The following is an 18,742-nucleotide window of genomic DNA, read 5'->3' as shown; positions in this document are numbered from 1 at the left end:
CCTCATCCGGCGCTTCGCGCCACCTTCTCCCACAAGGGGAGAAGGGGCAGTGATGCTTGTGGCAACATTTACTCCGCCGTCTGCTCCCTCAACTCCGCGACATCCTTCGCCGTCAGCTTCGAGCCCTTCGTCCCGAACCGCGCCGTGACATAATTCGCCACCGCCGCGATCTCGTCGTCCGTATACGCATTGCCGAACGCCGGCATCGATAGCGCGCCATCCGGCGTATGCCGCCTGGTGCCTGACAGCACGATCTGCGCGACGTTGGTGGCGGCTGGGTCGTTGACCGCCCAGGTGCCGGTCAATGTCGCCATCGGTGAGACCGGGCTCTCGCCGCTCCAGCCGTGGCAGCTGGCGCAGGCGCCGGCGAACAGCATCTTGCCGCGTGCGTCGGCCGTCACACCCTCCTTGTGCGAGGCGGGTGCGACCGGCGCCGTGGTGGCCGGCAGGTCGGGCGAGGCGACCGGCGGCACGCTGCGCAAATACGCAACGATGCTGCCGATGTCTTCGGGGGCGAACTGGCTAAAGCTGTGATCGACGGCTTCACCCATCGGACCCGAGGCCGAACCGTGGCCCGGTGCATGACCGAGCGACAGATACGAGATCAGATCCGCATCGCTCCAATTGCCAAGGCCCGTCGCCTTGTCCGAGGAGATGTTGAAGGCGCGCCAGCCGGCCGTGATCGCGCCTGCGAATTTCTTGCGGTTGTCGAGCGCGAAGCCGAGATTGCGCGGCGTGTGGCACTCGCCGCAATGCGCCAGCGCTTCCGCGAGATACGCACCACGATTCCACTCCGGGCTCTTCGAGGTGTCAGGCCTATAGCGCGTGTCCGGATTGAACACGGCCGACCAGAAGATCATCGCCCAGCGCTGATTGAACGGGAACGACAGCGTGTTCTCAGGCACCTTCGCGCGTACCGGCGGCAGGCTGAACAGATACGCCTTCACCGCCAGCACGTCGTCGTCGGTCATGTAGGTGTAGGACGTGTAGGGCATCGCGGGATAAAGCCGCGCGCCATCGTGGCGCTTGCCGCGCTGGACAGCGTTGAGAAAATCCTGGTCGCTGTAATTGCCGATGCCGGTGTCCTTGTCCGGCGTGATGTTGGTGGAATAGAGCGTGCCGAACGGCAGCTTGAAACCGAGCCCGCCGGAATAGTCCTTCTCGCCGGGCTTGGTGTGGCAGACCATGCAGTCGGCCGCCTTTGCCAGATATTCGCCGCGCTCGACAAGGCTTGCCTTCTCGAGCTTGGCCGGCACGCCGGTCGGCTTGCCGGCACGGTAGTCGGCCAACGCCACTTTCGGGCCGCCGGCAAAATCGAGCGGGCCGGGCCCACGGATGATCCAGACGCCTGATACCACCGCGACGATGGCGATCACGACGATGCCAGTGAGGATACGCATCTTGCCGCTCATGCTTTTTTCCCCGCAGCCAGCAGTTTCCGATCGATCGGCAGGCGCCGCAGTGCCACGCCGGTTGCGGCGTAGATCGCGTTGCGCAGCGCCGGCGGTCCGGCGGTCGTGCCGGTCTCGCCGATCCCGCCGGGTGCTTCGCCGCTCTTGACGACGTGAACCTCGATCTTTGGTGTCTGATTGATCCGCAGCATCCGGTAGTCATGGAAGTTGGATTGCTGGACCCGCCCCTTGTCGATGGTGATCTCGCCGTAGAGCGCGGCGGTCAGGCCGAAGATCAGACCGCCCTCGACCTGAGCCACGATGGTATCCGGATTGACGGCGATCCCGGTATCGACCACGGAGATGGCGCGGCGCAATTTGACTTCGCCCTGCTCGTCGACTTCCGCTTCCACCACGGTGGCGATGAAGCTCCCGAACGACGGCTGCAGGCACACGCCGCGCCCGACGCGCGCCGGCAGCGGCTGACCCCAGCCCGCCTTTTCCGCGGCAAGGTTGAGGACCGACAGGAAGCGCGGCTGGTTGGCCAGCATGCCACGGCGAAACTCGATGGGGTCCTTGCCGGCCTTGCGCGCCAGTTCGTCGATGAAGCATTCGACGGCAAACACGTTGTTGTTGGGGCCGACCCCGCGCCAGAACCCGGTCGGTATCGCCGGCGGTTCTGCCCGCACATATTCGACGTGAACGTTCGGGATCTCGTAGGGCACGTCGGTGGCGCTATCGATCGCGTCGATGTCGATGCCCTTCTGGAACGCCGGCGGCAGCCAGCGTGCGATGACCGCCGCACCCGCGATCTTGTATTTCCAGCCGACGATCTTGCCGCCCGACAGGCTCGCCGCGATCGTGTCGCGATAGACCGGTCGATAGATGTCGTGCTGAATGTCTTCCTCGCGGGTCCACACCACCTTGACCGGCCCTTCGACCTGCTTGGCGATGCGAACGGCTGCGACCACCATGTCCGGCTCGAGCTTGCGGCCGAAGCCGCCGCCCAGCAGATGCTGGTTGACGGTCACTTTCTCCACCGGGAGTCCGGCGGCCTTGGCCGCCTCCGACTGCACGCGCGCCATGATCTGCGTTCCGGTCCAGATCTCGCAGGAATCCGGCTTGCAATGCACCGTGGCGTTCAGCGGCTCCATCGTTGCGTGCGCGAGGAACGGCAGCTCGAACGAGGCCTCGATTTTTTCACCGGCCGCGAGGCCCTTGCCGATGTCGCCGGTGGATTTGGCGACCACGCCATCCTTTGCACTGGCGGCGCGCAGATCGTCCCAGACCGCTTTCGAATTGATCTTTGCGTTGGGTCCCTCGTTCCACTCGATCTCGAGCGCATCGAGGCCTTTCTTCGCCGCCCACATGTGATCGCCGACCACGGCGACGAGATCGTCGAGCACCACGACCTGCCGCACGCCCGGAATCTTCTTTGCGGCGCGGTCATCGACCTTGCCGACCTTGCCGCCGAACACAGGACACTGCGCCAGCGTGGCGAACTTCATGCCCGGCACGATGGCGTCGATGCCGTAGACGGCCTTGCCGTTGACCTTGTCGGGCGTATCGAGCCGCTTCAACGGCTGGCCGATATAGACGAAATCCTTGGGGTCCTTGAGCGGGACGTTCTTGGGCGGCGTCTGGCCGCTTGCGGCGGCCGCCAGCGCACCATAGGAGAGCGTCCGGCCGCTCGCCTTGTGCGTCACCTGGCCCTTCGATGTCGTGCAGCTGGCGGCATCGACCTGCCATTGCGCGGCCGCGGCCTGCACCAGCATGGCGCGCGCGCTGGCGCCGGCTTCGCGCAGCGGTTTCCAGAACGCCCGGACCGACGTGGAGCCTCCGGTGGCCTGAATGATGAAAATCGGATTGCCGTAGAGCTTCTCGTTGGCGGGGGCGTGCAACAGCTTGACCTGCGACCAGTCGGCATCGAGTTCTTCGGCCAGGATCATCGAAACTGCCGTGTAGATTCCCTGTCCCATCTCGACTTGCGGCATCACCAGCGTGGTCGCGCCTGCTGCGTCGATGCGGATGAAGGCGTTGGGCGCGAACTTGCCGTCGGTCACGTCAGGCGGCTGCACCGGCTCGTTGGGGGCGGCACGCAGCGGCAGATGGAAGGCGAGCAGGAAGCCGGTGGCGAGACTGCCGGTCAGAAGCGAGCGGCGGGAAACGTTATGATGTGCATTCATGGCGGACCTCACGACTGGCCGTTGGCGGCGTGCTTGATGGCCTCGCGGATGCGCACATAGGTGCCGCAGCGGCAGATGTTGCCGGCCATCGCGGCGTCGATGTCGGAATCGTCTGGATTGGGCGTTGCCGCCAGCAGTGCTGCCGCCGACATGATCTGGCCGGACTGGCAATAGCCGCACTGGACGACTTCGGCCTCTAGCCAGGCCTTCTGCACCTTCGCGCCCGCGGGCGTGCTGCCGATATGCTCGATGGTGGTGATGGCGCGGTTCGCGACGGCGCTGACCGACAGCACGCAGGAGCGCACCGCCTTGCCGTCGACATGCACCGTGCAGGCGCCGCATTGCGCGATGCCGCAGCCGAATTTGGTGCCGGTCATCCCGAGGATGTCGCGCAGCACCCACAGCAGCGGCATATCAGGTGGCGCGTCGAACGATTTCGTTTCGCCGTTGATGGTGAGAGTTATTGCCATATGCATCCCCTTGCTCGATGGATCGCTTACGGCGATCAGTTCGGCGAATTCGCGCGACCATAATCATACAGATGCGAAATGATGAAGCGTCGAAATTTCTGGCAATGCATATTTGCGCGACTGAGGCGTCAGGCCATGACGTTCACGAATTTGTGCGGCGATCGATGCAAGCGTTTTGGGCTATTTGATATGATAAGCGTCATGTTTTGACGCATTTTCGCGGCATGCGTTGTTGATCGCCGCGGATGATCGTGCAAATGCGCAAACCCATGCGATGACGAAATTCGTGCGATTGGGAAAGCCGGGCGGCGAGCGCGGCTACGTTAGACGGCGGCTTGCCATTGTTGTGCCCTTCCCCTTGCGGGAGAGGGCAACACCGCTGGGGCACACAACCTCACCAGGGTGAGGGGTCTTTCTCCGCGAGTCCGGAATTGTAGGGTGGGCAAAGGCGCACTTGCGCCGTGCCCACGAACTTTGCAAGACAGCAATAGACACGTGGGCACGCTTCGCTTTGCCCACCCTACGGCACTGCGCCGTGAGTATGTCAGGTGACCGCGCCCCGCGCCGCGATCGGCCAAAGCGCCTCCACGCGGGCATCCGGCCTATTGAAGCCGCGCACGCCGACATACCAGTCGTAGAGATTGACGGTCGGGTCGCAATGCCCCGGGATGAGCGTCACCTTGTCGCCAATCGCCAGCCGGGACGAAGCGCTGTCGAAGTCGAGCAGGCCATGCTCGTCAGAGGGCCGATGATAGCGCAGGTCGGGCCGGCCCAGCACAACCGGAAATCCGCTGTCGTTTGACAGCGCCTTGTGGCCCGCATCGATGACCGCGCGTTCGCCGGAGGCGGTGCTCATCACGGTCGCGATCACGAACAGCGCATGCTCAAACAGATCGGCATTGCGCGTCCCGTCGGCGACGTTTTTCGCGTAGTCGGCGTCCATGAAAATATAGGAGCCGGCCTGCAATTCGTTCCAGACGCCGCTCGCGCCTTCCAGCTCGAACGTCCCGGTTCCCGCGCCTCCAATCGTCCGGCATTGAAAGCCCGCTTCCTTGAGGACGCGAAGTGTCTCCATGGTCGCGTTCGCGGCACCGGCGATGGCAGCGCGCCGCTCCTCCGGCGTGCGCAAGTGCTGGGCGGAGCCGTGGTAGGCCTGTAAGCCGCCGAACGACAGGAAGCGTGAACCCGCCACCTGCCGCGCCAGGCCGGCTGCGGCTGGCCCCGGCCTGACGCCGCAGCGACCGGCGCCGACGTCGACCTCGACCAGGACTTCGATCTGCGCGCCGGCCCGTTCCGCGGCGAGCGCCAGTTGCTCAAGCACGATCGGATCGTCGACGCAAACGCTGATGCGCGCGTGGCGCGCGAGCGACGCGAGCCGTTCCAGCTTCCGCAGACCCACCACCTCATTGCTGACGAGGACGTCGCTCACCCCGCCCGCCACCAGGATCTCGGCTTCGGCAACTTTCTGGCAGCACATGCCAACCGCGCCGCGCGCGATCTGCTTGGCCGCGATGATCGGCGACTTATGGGTCTTCGCATGCGGACGCAGCCGAACGCCGAGCTTGCCGACCGCTGCCGCCATCGTGTCGAGATTGCGCTCGAAGGCGTCGAGGTCGATGATCAGCGCCGGTGTATCGATCTCGGAAAGCGGCGCGCCGATTTGGGTGGGTGGAGGGGACATCGAAAACCAGATGATTGTGTTCGGGCTCGCGCCTCGAATGTGCGGCGGCCTTTCTATGGCAACAACGGCCGTCGCACCAGTGCTGGCGGCTTCGACGAGCCAGAACCCGTCGCTGACCAGCCCCGTGGGCAGACGCAGGACTCGCGAGGTGAGCTGCCCCGCTCTCTCGCAAGCAAGATTTCGGAATATTAGAATTCTAACCCTGTTTTGCCCGACGAGTCAAGGGTTCGATAGGCGCCTTGGTGCGATGAGGCGCAAGCCATTGATTTCCCACGCCCTGGCTACGGTGCATGGGGTTGTTTTGCAGGTTTTTGATTCAGCAGCCGCAGCAGCAGTTCTCAGCCCTGCCGAAAACCCATCCGGAAGGCGCCCCAGTGCTTGCCGCGAATCACGATTGGCGAGGACAAATCCTTCATCAGCACGAACTGCCCGCCGCCCATGTCGCGGCGATAGGTCTGGAGCAGGAACGGCTTTGTATTCGCCGCGACCTTCTTCACCGCGCGGTCGGTGAACAGGCGGCGGTTGCGGCAATTGGCATTGTTCCAGACCGGGTCCTTGCCCTGCGGCAGGCGATAGTTCGGATTGTGGGTCGGAAGGTACCCGCCCTTGGCCCAGGCGACGCAGAACACGATGCGGGGATCCGACTTCTGGATCGGGTCCTGGATCGCGGGCAGCACGCGATCGGTGAAGTCGACGTAAGCAGTGCTGTATTGCTTGGGATCGGTGCCGGGGATGTCCCGGTAGTTCTCGTCCATGAGTTGGTCGAGCGTGATCTCGCCGCGGCCGATCGCGGCCTCGAATTCGTCCGAGATCCGCTTCGCGGTCTCGACGACGACGCGGATCAGCGGCGCATCCGACGTCTCCACGCCGCTGTCGGCGATCAGTGCGATCAGCGTTTCGGAGGTGTCGAGCAGTTTCGTTACGCGCTGATCGGCGTTCTTGAGATCGCGCGAGGACAGGTCGACGCCCTTGGCGAGCTCGTTGAGTTCGCTGATGACGGTGTCGCAGTGGCCGAGATTGGAGGTCGCAGCCCGCGTGACGCTGTCGATCTCCGCTTCCACGGAGGCAAAGCCCTGCTGGACCCGCGAGATGATGCCGGAGATCTGCTGGGCGCCTTCGCCGGCCGTCTTGGCGCGTTGCGAGGCGTCGCTGCTCTCGCCGATCAGGCCTTCGATCTGGCCGTCGAGATCGCGCACGGTGTCGGAGATCTGATGCGTGGCCTGGCGGGTGGCCTCCGCGAGGTTTTTGACTTCGCTTGCGACCACCGCAAAACCGCGGCCGGCATTGCCGGCACGCGCCGCTTCGATGGTCGCATTCAGCGCGAGCAGATTGGTCTGCTTGGCGATCGCCTCGATCGAGCCGGACACTTTCGCCACCTGCGTCAGCGCCGAGCCGACGGCGCTCAGGCGCGCCTCGATCCGCTCCACAGCTGCGACGAGCTCGGAGATATGGCTGACCGCCGCGTCGACCGCGCCGCGGGACTGCGCGATCTCACCGACCGCGGCCGACGCGGTCGTTTGCACCGCCTGCGATGCGGTGGCGATGTCGTGGTTGGCCGAGACCATGGTCTCGGCGGTCTTCTGGAGATGGTGGAACCGTTCCGACTGGTTGGCGACGCGGTTTGCGACTTCCTGGACATTGCCGGCAATGTCGGCGAGCTCCACGCCGAGGCCGCCGATGCGGTCGGCGAGCTGGTCGATCAGGCGCTCTGCCAGCGTCCGGTTCGATCCGGTATCCAGTACTGCAAGTTGTGCCAGGGACATGTACGGGCTTTCTCCAAGCGGAGCCGTTGATCGGCTCACCGCGGCATTCCCATTCCAATTTCGACCTTAGAGGATGATTCGCGCTCGCCGTCTTGCCTGAGCGTGCACTACAGTTTGTAGGCCGTGCGAAATCCGCCCCAGTGCCGGCCCTGCACGCGGATCGGGACGTCGATCTCGCGCATCATCACCGTATTTCCGTTGCCCATGTCACGGGCATAGCTCTGGACCAGATACGACCGCAAATTGTGTGCGGCGGCCAACCCCGCCGGATCGTTGAAGATGCGCCGGTTGCGGCAGTTGGCGGTGTTCCAGGCGGCATCGCCCGGCCGCTGCGGATGCGAATAGATCTTGTTGTGCACCGGCAGGAAGCCGTTGCGGTCGACCATGGCACAGAACGCCATACGCGGGTCCTTGGCGAGAAAGGCCTCCTGGAACGGCGGCAGCGCGCGGTCGGCCCAATCCAGATATCTGGTACGGTATTGCTGCGGATTGGTCCCGGCGATTTCGGCGTAGCCGGTGTCGAAGAGGTCGTCGAGCTTGACCTCGCCGCGCGCGACAGCCTGCTCGAAAATCGCAGTCAGCGCATTGCCCGCTTCCATGGCCCGGGTGACGAACTCGGTGTTCTCCTCGTGGATCGACCAGAGCCGGTCCTCGATCTTCTCGCGGAGATCGGCATTGGGGCTGACGAACTGCGCGCGGGCGCCGGCCTTGGACTGCTCGGTCACGCGCAGACGGCAGGCGCCGACGTTCTCGAGCGTGCCCTCGACGACGGCCTGCGTGGCAAGCTTCGACGCGTCGGCACCGCCGATCAGCACGCCGTCCATCGAGATTTCATAGACCGGCAGCACGCTGCGTGCTGTTTCGAATTTGAGATGGCAGGGCAGCCGCTCGGTCTTGCGGCGGTCGTCGTGTTCGCTCTGGCGCAGCAGCACCGCACAGCGCGATTTCAGCTTCTGTGCGAAAGTGGTCACGGCCTTGCCGGCGCTGGCGACGCTCTCGCCATGGGTCTCGGCGGCCTTGGTCGCGGCATCGATCTCGGCTGCGCTTTCGCCGACCGAGACGATGAAGTCCGAGGCGCTGGCGGCATTGCCGGAGACTTCGCTGGTGGTGGCGTTCTGCTCGGCGACCGCGCCGTTGACGGTGTCGAACACCGGACGGATCGCCTCGATCGCCTGCGAGATGCGGTGCACGGCATCGGCTGAGCCTGCGGCGTCGCGCTGGAGCGCGTCGATCTTCTTTGAAATCTCCCCGGTCGCGCCCTGGGTCTGCACCGCGAGTGCTTTCACTTCGGTCGCGACGACCGCAAAACCTTTGCCGGCCGCGCCCGCGCGTGCGGCCTCGATGGTCGAGTTGAGCGCGAGCAGTGTCGTCTGCCGCGCGATCTGCGCGATCAGATTGACGACGTTGCCGATGGCGGCGGAGGATTCGCGCAAGCGCTCGACATTGGCGCGGGCTTCCTGCGCCGCGGCGCTGGCCTCGTCGGCGAGCTTGCCGGCCGCGCGGACCTGCGCCCCGATGCCTTGCGCGGATTGGGTGAACTTGTCGGCGGCATGGGCAAAGGTGGAGGCGTTCGATTGTGCGGCGTTGGTCCGCCCGGTCAGGGCGTCGGTACGGTCGCGGATGGCGGCCAGCGTCGTGGCGGTCGCCTCCGCGCCGCCGGCGACCGAATTGGCGGCGCGCTCGAGCTGGCGAATCATCGCTCCGAGCTCGAGTTCCAGCAGTTCCAGGATTTCCTTGGCGGAATCGGCTTCGGTGGGAGCAGGCATGGGGGTGACCGGCGCAGCCTGCGGGCTGGTCGCAGGCGCAGCCGCGTCCGGCAGACGCTTCCGAAATAATGCGAACGCCATCACGTCACTCTTGTCGGGGAACGGTCGGGCGCTATTTTCGCAGGCTGGAATGAAATCAGGGTTAACGGTGCCTGACTCTTGGGCACGGGGCACTACGGTATTACCTTAAAGTCGTGGAGCCTCTTTCATTCCGGTGGGTTGGCGGCCTATAACGCCGCGCTTCCCACGCTCACCTTGGCGCACGATTCCCTCAAGAGATCACGCATGGCCGGACATTCCCAATTCAAGAACATCATGCACCGCAAGGGGCGGCAGGATGCGCAGAAGTCGAAACTGTTCGGCAAGCTGGCGCGGGAAATCACCGTCGCGGCCAAGCTCGGTACGCCCGACCCCAACATGAACCCGCGCCTGCGCGCGGCCATCATCGCGGCGCGCCAGGAGAACATGCCGAAGGACAACATCGAGCGCGCCGTCAAGAAGGCGCTCGGCAATGACGGCGAGAACTATGACGAGATCCGCTACGAGGGTTATGGTCCGGGCGGCGTCGCTGTCATCGTCGAGGCGCTGACCGACAACCGCAACCGCGCGGCCTCCGACATCCGCTCCTTCTTCACCAAATCGGGCGGCAATCTCGGCGAGACAGGCTCGGTCTCCTTCATGTTCGACCGTACCGGCATCATCGAATACGATCGCAGCGTCGCCGATGACGATGCGGTGCTCGACGCCGCGATCGAGGCCGGCGCCGACGACGTGCTCTCCGGCGAAGGCGGCCACGAGATCTACGCCTCGACCGAAGGCTATCGCGACGTCGCCAAGGCGCTGGAAGCCAAGTTCGGCGAGCCGCGCAAGGCCGCGCTGATCTGGAAGCCGCAGAACACGATCGCGGTCGACGACGAGACCGGCGAGAAGCTGCTCAAGCTGATGGACCTGCTCAACGAGCATGATGACGTCCAGCACGTCTACGCCAATTTCGAGGTGTCGGACGCCCTGATCGCGAAGATGGGCGGGTAAGGCTCCGCCCGGGGCACGCGACCGCCTTTCTCCGGGGACTTCTGTTCTGTTTCTGTTTCCCCCACGGCGGCCAGCCGCTATCACTGGCCCATGACTGCGCTTCCGATTCGTGGCCCCGTTCGCATCATCGGCATCGACCCCGGCCTGCGCCGCACCGGCTGGGGCGTGATCGAGGCCGAGGGCAATCGCCTGATCTATGTCGCCTGCGGCTCGGTGGAACCGCCGGATGATTTGCCGCTGGCGAGCCGGCTGCTCGGGATTCACGAGGGGCTCGCCGCCGTTCTGTCCGATCACAAGCCGATGGAAGCGGCGGTCGAGCAGACTTTCATCAATAAGGACGGCGCTGCGACGCTGAAGCTTGGCCAGGCTCGCGGCGTCGCCATGCTGGCGCCCGCAATGTTCGGCATCTCTGTTGCCGAATATGCGCCGAACCAGGTCAAGAAGACCGTGGTCGGCGCCGGCCACGCCGACAAGCACCAGATCGCGATGATGCTGAAGATATTGCTGCCGAAAGCCGAGCCGCCGTCCGCGGACGCCGCCGACGCGCTCGCCATCGCCATCACCCACGCCCATCACCGCCAGAGCACCGCGCTCAGGCTGAAGGTGGCGGGACTATGATCGGCAAGCTCAAGGGACTGATCGATTCCTACGGCGAGGATTATGTGCTCCTCGACGTCGGCGGGGTCGGCTATCAGGTGCATTGCTCGGTGCGCACGCTCCAGCATCTGCCCTCGCCTGGCGAGGCGGCGGTGCTCTCGATCGAGACCTATGTTCGCGAAGATCAAATAAAGCTGTTCGGCTTCCGCACCGACCAGGAGCGCGAATGGTTTCGCCTGCTCCAGACCGTGCAGGGCGTCGGTGCCAAGGTCGCGCTCGCCGTGCTCGGCACGCTGGCGCCGGCCGATCTAGCCAATGCGATCGCGCTGCGCGACAAGGCCGCGGTGGCGCGCACGCCCGGCGTCGGCCCCAAGGTCGCCGAGCGCATTGTCACCGAGTTGAAGGACAAGGCGCCGGCGTTTGCCAATGTCGATCCTGCGGTGGTGCATCTGGCCGGCGCGGTCGACGAGCAGCGCGCGCCGCGCCCCGTCGCGGATGCAATCTCTGCGCTGGTCAATCTCGGTTACGGCCAGCCGCAGGCGGCCGCGGCCATCGCATCGGCATCGCGCAGCGCCGGCGAGAGCGCCGAGACCGCTCAGCTCATCCGGCTGGGCCTGAAGGAGCTGTCGAAGTGAGCACGGCCCGCGCCAATCCCGTCGCCGCTCTTTTTCGTCGCCTTTTGCGCGCGGCTGGTATTGTCGTGATTTTCTCCGTCGTGGGGCCGCTGACGACCGCCGCGCTGGTTTCGGTGATGGTGACGGCGCTCGGTGCCGCGGTGCTGCAGCTGTTTCTTGCGCTCCTCGGGCTGGAGGCACTGCGCACCCTGGTTTCGATCGCGGTCGTGCTGCTGGCCATCGCCACGATTCTCGCCTCGTTCCTTCCCGCCGTCGTAGCCGGCTTGATATTCGCGCTCGCTGCGGTCTACGCCGATCTCAACATGATCTGGATGGCATGGCTCGCCGCGGCCGTGGCCGCCGCCGGCTTCGTTGCGTTTGGCATGTTCGTCGTGCCCTCCGAAACCTCGGCAGTGATCTTGCCGACTGTCCGTTCCGCGCCTGAGGCGCTGAAGCTTTCGGCGATGCTTGCCATTATCGCCGCCATTCCAGCCAGTCTGTGCTGGTGGCTCGCGAAACCGCTGCATCGTGTTATCCTGCCCGCATGACTACTCCCCCCCGCATGGTCACGCCCGAGCGCCGCAGCGACGATGTCGGCGACACCGCGCTGCGTCCGCAATCACTGTCGGACTTCGTCGGCCAGCAGCAGGCGCGCAAGAATCTCTCGATCTTCATCGAGGCGGCGCGCAAGCGCGGCGAGGCGCTGGACCACGTGCTGTTCGTCGGCCCGCCCGGCCTCGGCAAGACCACGCTGGCGCAGATCGTGGCGAAAGAGCTCGGCGTCGGCTTTCGCGCCACGTCGGGTCCAGTGATCGCCAAGGCGGGTGATCTTGCCGCCCTCCTCACCAATCTCGAAGAGCGTGACGTGCTCTTCATCGACGAGATCCATCGCCTGAGCCCGGCGGTCGAAGAGGTGCTCTATCCCGCGATGGAGGATTTTCAGCTCGACCTCATCATCGGCGAGGGCCCGGCGGCGCGCTCGGTGAAGATCGAGCTGTCGAAATTCACCCTGGTCGGCGCCACCACGCGCGCCGGCCTGCTCACCAATCCCTTGCGCGACCGCTTTGGCATTCCGATCCGGCTCAATTTCTACACGATCGAGGAGCTCGAAAGCATCGTCACCCGCGGCGCGCGCGTGCTCAATGTCGGCATGAGCGCTGACGGCGCCAACGAGATCGCGCGCCGCGCTCGCGGCACGCCGCGCATTGCCGGTCGCCTGCTCAGGCGGGTGCGCGATTTCGCCTCCGCAGCCGATGCCACCTCGATCGACCGCAAGATCGCCGACCATGCGCTGAGCGCGCTCGAGGTCGATGCCGCGGGTCTGGACGCCATGGACCGCCGCTACCTCACGACCATCGCGATGAACTATGGCGGCGGCCCGGTCGGCGTCGAGACGATGGCCGCAGCGCTCTCCGAGCCGCGCGATGCGATCGAGGACATCATCGAACCTTATCTGATCCAGTGCGGTTATCTCCAGCGCACCCCGCGCGGCCGCCTGCTCACTTCGCACGCCTTTCGTCATCTCGGCATCACCGAGCCCTCGCGCGATGCGGCGTCGCAGTTCGGCCTGTTCGGCACCGACGACAACGACGATTGATCTGCGCAAGCGCGGATCGCTCCGGCTGTCATGAACTTTCGGTTATCACTGTGCAGAGGATCTGCACGAACGCACCCCAATTCCGCTTGAATCGGATCCCATCAAGGAGCCGCATCACCATCGGGCTTCCATGATCACGCGCCGTCATCTCATCCGTTCCATCGGCGGCCTGTCCGCCCTCGGCGTCTCGACCGCGGCCTATGGTGTCGGCGTCGAGCCGGTGCTGCGGCTCCGCGTCACGCGCTATCATCCGACCCCGCGGCAATGGCCGGCGGATTTTCCGCTCAAGATCGCCGTGATCGCCGATATTCATGCCTGCGATCCCTGGATGTCGCTGGAGCGGATCGAGGGCATCGTCGAGCGCACCAATGCGCTCAAGCCTGATGTCATCGTGCTGCTCGGCGACTATGTCGCCGGGGTTCACCAGGTCACGCGTATCATTCCGTCGAGCGAGTGGGCCAAGGTGCTCGCGGGCCTCAAGGCGCCGCTGGGTGTCCATGCCGTCATGGGCAATCACGACTATTGGGTGGACAGGGCCGTGCAGCAGGCGGGGCACGGGCCGACGGTGGCGCATCGAGCGCTGGAGGCGGCTGGCGTTCCCGTCTACGAGAACGATGTCGTCCGTCTCACCAAGGACGGGCGCCCGTTCTGGCTCGCCGGTCTCGGCGATCAGCTGGCCTTCCTGCCCGCGCAGCGCTTCCGGAGCACGGGGCGCTTCGGTGCGGACGATCTCAATGCGACGCTCGCCAAGGTCACCGATGATGCGCCCGTCATCCTGCTCGCGCACGAGCCCAACATCGCGCCGCGCGTGCCCGCGCGCGTCGCGCTGCAACTGTCCGGCCACACCCATGGCGGCCAGGTCCGCCTGCTCGGCTGGTCGCCGGCCGTTCCGAAGCAGCACGGCCTTCGGCTCGCCTACGGTCATATCAGGCTGAAATGCGACGTCATCATCTCGGGCGGCCTCGGTTGCAGCATCATGCCCGTCCGCTTCGGGGTGCCGCCTGAGATCGTCGAGGTGACGCTGGGAAAGGTGGGACTAGCGGTATCGTAAGGCATGGAAAGTCACATCAAATGATGCTATATTTGATGTAGAGGTGTCGCCATGAGAACCACAATCGCTATAGACGACGAGCTTTTCGCCAAGGCGCAGGAGTTTGCGGGCGTCAGCGAAAAATCGGCTGTTGTCAGGGAAGCCTTGAAGGCGTTCGTCGAGCGCGAGGCCGCGCGTCGTCTTGCCCGGATGGGAGGTGCTGAGCCTGGTGCCAAGGCTCCGCCACGCCGCCGGCCCAAATGAAGGTCCTGGCGGACACGTCAATCTGGGTCGACCATTTCCGCCGCGCAGATGTGCGTTTGGCAAGGCTCCTCAATCGTGGAGACATTGTCACTCATCCGTTCGTGATTGGCGAAATGCTCCTGGGGGGCTTGCCGAAGACCTCTGACATGCTTGACGATCTCAACACTCTTCCAAAAGCGACAATTGCCAGCAACGACGAAGTCCTGGATTTCATCGTCAAGCGAAAGCTGGCCGGGCTAGGCATCGGCTACGTCGATGCCCATTTGTTGGCGTCAACAATGTTGACGATCGAAGCCTCGATCTGGACGCACGATAAGCGATTGCTGGCGGCAGCCCGGTCGTTGAAATTGGTTGCGGATTTCCAATGAGTGCCTTGATGTCCCATCTCGACGGCGAGATCCGCGACGGCCGCCACCACATGCAGGTCCGCGTCTATTACGAGGACACGGATTTCTCCGGCATCGTCTATCACGCCAATTATCTGCGCTACATGGAGCGCGGGCGCACCAATCATCTGCGGCTGATGGGGGCCGAGCAGCAGGCGCTGTTCGAGCAGGCCGAGACGGAAGATTCCGGCTTCGCCTTCGTGGTGCGCTCGATGCATCTGGACTTTTTGAAGCCGGCGCGAATGGACGACGTGCTCGATGTCGTGACTTGGCCAACCGCGGTGAAGGGCGCCTCGATCATGCTGGCACAGGAGGTGCGGCGCAGGGAAGACGTGTTGGTGAAAGCCGAGGTGCGCGTCGCCTTCATCAGCCGCGGCCGGGCCCAGCCGATCCCGAAATCGATCCGTACGCTGATGAAGGCCGATTTGATTTCCTGATCGCCCGATAAGTGATCGGCCGATAGGTCGATCGCCTATCGACTCCGCCAATCGCAGCGATAGATTGCGGCCTCAATCAACCGATGAGGCCACGATGTCGCGCCCGCCGCTTCCGCCTTTCACCCGAGAGACCGCCGCGCAAAAGGCGCGCATGGCCGAGGACGCCTGGAATTCACGTGATCCGGTGCGCGTCTCGCTCGCCTATACCGAGGACAGCCGCTGGCGCAATCGCTCAGAGGTGTTCCAGGGCCGCGAGGCCATCGTCGCCTTCCTCACCCGCAAATGGGAGAAGGAGCAGGAGTATCGCCTGATCAAGGACCTCTGGGCCTTCGACGGCAACCACATCGCGGTGCGCTTCCAGTACGAATGGCGCGATGCGGCCGGCCAGTGGTATCGCTCTTACGGCAACGAGCAGTGGGAGTTCGACGAGCACGGCTTGATGCGGCGGCGCGAGGCCTCGATCAACGACATCTTGATTGCGGAGAAGGACCGGCGGTTTCACTGGGTCGCGCCCGGGCCGCGGCCGGCAGATGTGCCGGGGTTGGGGACGGATCCGTTCTGAGAGGCTTCCTCTCCCTCTCCCCGTTCTTACGGGGAGAGGGTTGGGGGGAGGGGCTCTATCCGCGAAAACGGTGGCAGAGAGACTCGCGGAGAGTCCCCCTCACCCGGATTGCTTCGGACGATGCTTTGCATCGCCGGGCGCAATCCGATCTCTCCCCGCAAGCGGGCGAGGTGAAGTCTCAGCGCCTTGCCAGAAACCGCGTAATCGCGCCCCCGAGCTTGGCGTTGTCCATCGGCTCCGCCAGGGATGCCCTTGCCGTCGCAACAACGTCCTCCGGCGCCTTGCCGTCGCGCAGCTCGCAGCACACTTCCGCAAACTCCACGTCGAATTCCGGATGCGGCTGCATCGTCAGCGTCGCGCCATTGGCGTAGAGCAGGCCGGCATGCGGGGTGAATTCGGACGAGAGGATCGTCAGCGCATCATCAGGCGGCTCGATCACCTGATCCTGATGTGAGGCGGCGATGGCGACCGCTTCGCCCTCGACGACTCCGTTCTCCGGAAGCACCTGATAGACGTGCCGGCCGATGCCCCAGCCCTTCTCGGACTTGCGTACGGTGCCGCCGAGCGCCTGCGCGATCAGCTGATGGCCGAAACAGATTCCGACCATCGGGGTTTTGTTGGCGTAAGCGGTGCGTACGAACTCTTCCAGCGGCGCGATCCAGTCGAGCCCGTCATAGACGCCGGCGGCAGCACCGGTGATCAGCACGGCCTCCAGCTTGCTCGGATCAGGCAGCGCATCGCCATTGGGGATGCTGACGACGTCCACCGTGGCCGTCGGGTCCTCGGTGCGGACCATGCGTTCGAACATGTCTGGAAACGAACCGTGCCGCTCGCGGTATTTTGGCGGGACCTGTCCGGTCTCGATGATGGTGATGCGTGCCATGTGCCCCCCAAGGTTAAAAGGACAAGGTCAAAAGGTTGCGAAGCCTAGTTGCTTTCTGCCCCATGTTGCTGGTGCGGCGCTGTGGGCTCCAGCAGCGCGCTTTCCTTGCGCACCTCGTTGAGAAAGGCCTTGGCCAGGCGCGACAACGGCTCGGCCTCCGACCATAGCATATAGGCAACCGCGCGCGTCGTCGGCGTGAACGGCCGGACGACGAGACCGTGGCCCCCATTCTGCCGCGGCGAGAAGGGATCGACCACGGCGGCGCCGACGCCGGCGCTCGCGAGCACGCAGGCCGTGTTGCAGTAGCGTACCTCGACGGTCGGCCGGAACGGCGCGCCCGCGCGGGCAAAGCTGTCGCGTACGGCCTCACCAAGGCGTGTGCCGCGCTCGAGCCCGATGAAGGGCAGGCCGGAGAGGTCCGCGGCCGAGATCACGGGCCTGTCGGCAAGCGGATGCTGCGGTGGCAGCACGCAGACCATCTCGCCGCTGTGGACCACCTCATGCGCGATGCCGGGATGATGCGTCAGCCCGAGCGCGAAACCGAGCTCGGCGACACGGCTGAGCACGCCCTCGATAATGCCTTCGTAGCGCCGGACGTCAAAGAATACCCGCGTCTCCGGGCGGCGGCGCAGGAAGCCCGACAGCGCGGAGGGGATGATGCTGTAGGCGAGTGGCGGCGTCGCCACGAGCGCGAGATGCCCGGAGCGGTTCTCGCGCAGATCGCGCACGCGGCTCTCGAGTTTTGCGTGCAGCGCGAAGATCGCCTCGCTCTCCTTGTAGAGCGCCATCGCTTCCGCGGTCGGAAACAGCCGGTTGTTGACGCGCTCGAATAGCGCAAAGCCCGCGTGCGCCTCCATCGTCTTCAGCGCGTTGCTGACCGCGGGCTGCGACAGCGCCAGTTCGTCCGCCGCCGCCACCGTGGTGCGGTGGCGGATGACGGCACGCAGGATCTCGAGCTGACGCAGGTTCATATCACTGCCGTTTATACTCTGGGCCAAAACATCATAGCAGAACGAATTGATTTTGCAGCCCCGCTTCAGCGTAATGGCGACGGATTTGCACGTCGCATCAAAGGGTTCATTCGCCCATTGAGGCAGCACTGCGCACAGATTGGAGGCAATCTTGGTTCGTATCCTTCGCGCCGCCGCCGCACAGATGGGGCCGACGCAAAAAGCCGATACGCGCGAGCATACGCTGAAGCGGATGCTCGACATGCTGGAGGAAGCCGCCGGCCGTGGCGCCAGCCTCGTGGTGTTCCCGGAGCTGGCCTTCACCACCTTCTTTCCGCGGTGGCTGCTCGAAGGCGACGCGCTCGACAGCTATTTCGAGCGCAGCATTCCGAACCCCGCCATCGCCAAGCTGTTTGACCGCGCGCGCGCGCTGCGCGTCGGCTTCTATGTCGGCTATGCCGAGCTGACCCCGGACGGCCGCCGTTACAATTGCGCCATCCTGGTCGATCGCGACGGCGAGATTCTCGGCCGCTATCGCAAGGTGCACCTGCCGGGTTCGGTCGAACCGCGCGAGGGCGCGCGTTATCAGCAGCTCGAGAAGCGCTATTTCGAATATGGCGACCTCGGCTTTCCCGCCTTCCGCGCCGGCTCTGCCTGGGCCCACGCCATCATGGGCATGATGATCTGCAACGACCGCCGCTGGCCGGAATCCTGGCGCGTGCTCGGCCTGCAAGGCGTCGAGCTTGTCTGCATCGGCTACAATTCGGCGGCCTACGATCCCAATGGCGGCACGACGGAAGACGGAGCGCTGCGCACGTTCCATTCGACGCTGGTGGTGCAGGCCAACGCCTACATGAACGCGACCTGGGCGATCTCGGTGGCGAAGGCAGGCGAGGAGGACGGCTCCGGCTTGATCGGCGGCTCCTGCATCGTCGATCCCAATGGACGAATTGTCGCACAGGCGCAGACGCTCACTGACGAAGTGATCGTCGCCGACGTCGACCTCGACCTCTGCCGCCAGGGCAAGGACAAGATGTTCAATTTCGCCGCCCACCGGCGGCCGGACCAATACCGGGTGATCACCGAGCGCGCCGGCGTCATCGAGCCGGCCGTTCTCGATGCGGACTAGCTAA

At 64.9% G+C, this 18,742-nt stretch carries 19 protein-coding genes; 11 read left to right on the top strand and 8 right to left on the bottom strand.

Going from position 1 to position 18,742, the window contains the following annotated elements:
* Nucleotides 1-68 precede the first annotated feature (68 nt).
* The 6 genes from IVB29_RS31230 to IVB29_RS31205 form a co-directional block, all read right to left on the bottom strand.
* Nucleotides 69-1,412: a cytochrome c gene (locus IVB29_RS31230; protein ID WP_247507253.1), complete on the bottom strand. Its 1,344-nt coding sequence runs from the start codon at nt 1,410-1,412 to the stop codon at nt 69-71.
* On the bottom strand, nt 1,409-3,577 hold the full coding sequence (locus IVB29_RS31225; protein WP_247507252.1) for a xanthine dehydrogenase family protein molybdopterin-binding subunit: 2,169 nt from the start codon (nt 3,575-3,577) through the stop codon (nt 1,409-1,411). Before IVB29_RS31225 ends, IVB29_RS31230 begins: the two co-directional genes overlap by 4 nt.
* Before the next feature lie 8 nt (nt 3,578-3,585).
* Nucleotides 3,586-4,047, bottom strand: a complete 462-nt coding sequence (locus IVB29_RS31220; protein ID WP_247507251.1) for a (2Fe-2S)-binding protein — start codon at nt 4,045-4,047, stop codon at nt 3,586-3,588.
* A gap of 544 nt (nt 4,048-4,591) precedes the next feature.
* Nucleotides 4,592-5,728: a DSD1 family PLP-dependent enzyme gene (locus IVB29_RS31215; RefSeq protein ID WP_247507250.1), complete on the bottom strand. Its 1,137-nt coding sequence runs from the start codon at nt 5,726-5,728 to the stop codon at nt 4,592-4,594.
* Nucleotides 5,729-6,066: 338 nt separating this feature from the next.
* Nucleotides 6,067-7,491, bottom strand: coding sequence for a methyl-accepting chemotaxis protein (locus tag IVB29_RS31210; RefSeq protein WP_247507249.1), 1,425 nt, complete (start codon nt 7,489-7,491; stop codon nt 6,067-6,069).
* Between the two features lie 107 nt (nt 7,492-7,598).
* On the bottom strand, nt 7,599-9,338 hold the full coding sequence (locus IVB29_RS31205) for a methyl-accepting chemotaxis protein (protein WP_247507248.1): 1,740 nt from the start codon (nt 9,336-9,338) through the stop codon (nt 7,599-7,601).
* 204 nt (nt 9,339-9,542) lie between these two features.
* On the opposite strand from IVB29_RS31205, the gene IVB29_RS31200 reads away from it, so the two are divergent.
* The 10 genes from IVB29_RS31200 to IVB29_RS31155 all read left to right on the top strand — a co-directional run bounded on the left by IVB29_RS31200 (nt 9,543) and on the right by IVB29_RS31155 (nt 15,776).
* Nucleotides 9,543-10,289, top strand: coding sequence for a YebC/PmpR family DNA-binding transcriptional regulator (locus IVB29_RS31200; protein ID WP_247507247.1), 747 nt, complete (start codon nt 9,543-9,545; stop codon nt 10,287-10,289).
* Nucleotides 10,290-10,379: 90 nt separating this feature from the next.
* Complete coding sequence (ruvC, locus tag IVB29_RS31195) at nt 10,380-10,907, top strand: crossover junction endodeoxyribonuclease RuvC (RefSeq protein WP_247507246.1); 528 nt, start codon at nt 10,380-10,382, stop codon at nt 10,905-10,907.
* Nucleotides 10,904-11,521 (top strand): Holliday junction branch migration protein RuvA, encoded by a 618-nt coding sequence (ruvA, locus tag IVB29_RS31190; RefSeq protein ID WP_247507245.1) that lies wholly within the window; start codon nt 10,904-10,906, stop codon nt 11,519-11,521. The genes ruvC and ruvA overlap by 4 nt, the downstream gene beginning before the upstream one ends.
* Nucleotides 11,518-12,048: a hypothetical protein gene (locus tag IVB29_RS31185; protein WP_247507244.1), complete on the top strand. Its 531-nt coding sequence runs from the start codon at nt 11,518-11,520 to the stop codon at nt 12,046-12,048. The genes ruvA and IVB29_RS31185 overlap by 4 nt, the downstream gene beginning before the upstream one ends.
* A complete protein-coding gene (gene ruvB, locus IVB29_RS31180) occupies nt 12,045-13,097 on the top strand; it encodes a Holliday junction branch migration DNA helicase RuvB (RefSeq protein ID WP_247507243.1) in 1,053 nt (350 codons plus the stop codon). Before IVB29_RS31185 ends, ruvB begins: the two co-directional genes overlap by 4 nt.
* A 130-nt stretch (nt 13,098-13,227) precedes the next feature.
* Nucleotides 13,228-14,148, top strand: coding sequence for a metallophosphoesterase (locus tag IVB29_RS31175; RefSeq protein ID WP_247507242.1), 921 nt, complete (start codon nt 13,228-13,230; stop codon nt 14,146-14,148).
* Nucleotides 14,149-14,199: 51 nt separating this feature from the next.
* Nucleotides 14,200-14,391 (top strand): type II toxin-antitoxin system VapB family antitoxin, encoded by a 192-nt coding sequence (locus IVB29_RS31170; RefSeq protein WP_247507241.1) that lies wholly within the window; start codon nt 14,200-14,202, stop codon nt 14,389-14,391.
* Entirely contained in the window at nt 14,388-14,759 is a 372-nt protein-coding gene (locus IVB29_RS31165) for a PIN domain-containing protein (RefSeq protein ID WP_247507240.1), read from the top strand. Before IVB29_RS31170 ends, IVB29_RS31165 begins: the two co-directional genes overlap by 4 nt.
* Before the next feature lie 50 nt (nt 14,760-14,809).
* Nucleotides 14,810-15,214 carry a tol-pal system-associated acyl-CoA thioesterase gene (ybgC, locus tag IVB29_RS31160; protein ID WP_247507679.1) on the top strand — a complete coding sequence of 135 codons (405 nt, stop codon included), beginning with the start codon at nt 14,810-14,812 and terminating at the stop codon, nt 15,212-15,214.
* Between the two features lie 94 nt (nt 15,215-15,308).
* Nucleotides 15,309-15,776, top strand: coding sequence for a nuclear transport factor 2 family protein (locus IVB29_RS31155; protein WP_247507239.1), 468 nt, complete (start codon nt 15,309-15,311; stop codon nt 15,774-15,776).
* Nucleotides 15,777-15,954: 178 nt separating this feature from the next.
* On the opposite strand, the gene IVB29_RS31150 is transcribed toward IVB29_RS31155, so the two are convergent.
* Nucleotides 15,955-16,659: a type 1 glutamine amidotransferase gene (locus IVB29_RS31150; RefSeq protein WP_247507238.1), complete on the bottom strand. Its 705-nt coding sequence runs from the start codon at nt 16,657-16,659 to the stop codon at nt 15,955-15,957.
* Nucleotides 16,660-16,703: 44 nt separating this feature from the next.
* A complete protein-coding gene (locus IVB29_RS31145) occupies nt 16,704-17,630 on the bottom strand; it encodes a LysR family transcriptional regulator (protein WP_247507237.1) in 927 nt (308 codons plus the stop codon).
* A 151-nt stretch (nt 17,631-17,781) separates the two neighbouring features.
* Between IVB29_RS31145 and IVB29_RS31140 the strand changes: the two genes are divergently transcribed.
* A complete protein-coding gene (locus tag IVB29_RS31140) occupies nt 17,782-18,738 on the top strand; it encodes an N-carbamoyl-D-amino-acid hydrolase (RefSeq protein ID WP_092034660.1) in 957 nt (318 codons plus the stop codon).
* Nucleotides 18,739-18,742: the final 4 nt, after the last annotated feature.

Source organism: Bradyrhizobium sp. 1, assembly GCF_023073315.1.
In the GTDB taxonomy this organism is placed as follows: Bacteria; Pseudomonadota; Alphaproteobacteria; order Rhizobiales; family Xanthobacteraceae; genus Bradyrhizobium.
Note: the sequence above shows the minus strand (reverse complement) of the source record. Positions and strands in the feature narration are given on the sequence as shown.

Bases quoted from the DNA above. Each gene is read 5' to 3' on its own strand.
- ybgC (WP_247507679.1), top strand. From the start codon at position 14,810: ATGCAGGTCCGCGTCTATTACGAGGACACGGATTTCTCCGGCATCGTC.
- IVB29_RS31175 (WP_247507242.1), top strand. From the start codon at position 13,228: ATGATCACGCGCCGTCATCTCATCCGTTCCATCGGCGGCCTGTCCGCC.
- IVB29_RS31165 (WP_247507240.1), top strand. From the start codon at position 14,388: ATGAAGGTCCTGGCGGACACGTCAATCTGGGTCGACCATTTCCGCCGC.
- ruvB (WP_247507243.1), top strand. From the start codon at position 12,045: ATGACTACTCCCCCCCGCATGGTCACGCCCGAGCGCCGCAGCGACGAT.
- IVB29_RS31220 (WP_247507251.1), bottom strand. From the start codon at position 4,047: ATGGCAATAACTCTCACCATCAACGGCGAAACGAAATCGTTCGACGCG.
- IVB29_RS31210 (WP_247507249.1), bottom strand. From the start codon at position 7,491: ATGTCCCTGGCACAACTTGCAGTACTGGATACCGGATCGAACCGGACG.
- ruvC (WP_247507246.1), top strand. From the start codon at position 10,380: ATGACTGCGCTTCCGATTCGTGGCCCCGTTCGCATCATCGGCATCGAC.
- IVB29_RS31150 (WP_247507238.1), bottom strand. From the start codon at position 16,659: ATGGCACGCATCACCATCATCGAGACCGGACAGGTCCCGCCAAAATAC.
- IVB29_RS31145 (WP_247507237.1), bottom strand. From the start codon at position 17,630: ATGAACCTGCGTCAGCTCGAGATCCTGCGTGCCGTCATCCGCCACCGC.
- IVB29_RS31155 (WP_247507239.1), top strand. From the start codon at position 15,309: ATGTCGCGCCCGCCGCTTCCGCCTTTCACCCGAGAGACCGCCGCGCAA.
- IVB29_RS31225 (WP_247507252.1), bottom strand. From the start codon at position 3,577: ATGAATGCACATCATAACGTTTCCCGCCGCTCGCTTCTGACCGGCAGT.
- IVB29_RS31215 (WP_247507250.1), bottom strand. From the start codon at position 5,728: ATGTCCCCTCCACCCACCCAAATCGGCGCGCCGCTTTCCGAGATCGAT.
- ruvA (WP_247507245.1), top strand. From the start codon at position 10,904: ATGATCGGCAAGCTCAAGGGACTGATCGATTCCTACGGCGAGGATTAT.
- IVB29_RS31170 (WP_247507241.1), top strand. From the start codon at position 14,200: ATGAGAACCACAATCGCTATAGACGACGAGCTTTTCGCCAAGGCGCAG.
- IVB29_RS31230 (WP_247507253.1), bottom strand. From the start codon at position 1,412: ATGAGCGGCAAGATGCGTATCCTCACTGGCATCGTCGTGATCGCCATC.
- IVB29_RS31200 (WP_247507247.1), top strand. From the start codon at position 9,543: ATGGCCGGACATTCCCAATTCAAGAACATCATGCACCGCAAGGGGCGG.
- IVB29_RS31205 (WP_247507248.1), bottom strand. From the start codon at position 9,338: ATGGCGTTCGCATTATTTCGGAAGCGTCTGCCGGACGCGGCTGCGCCT.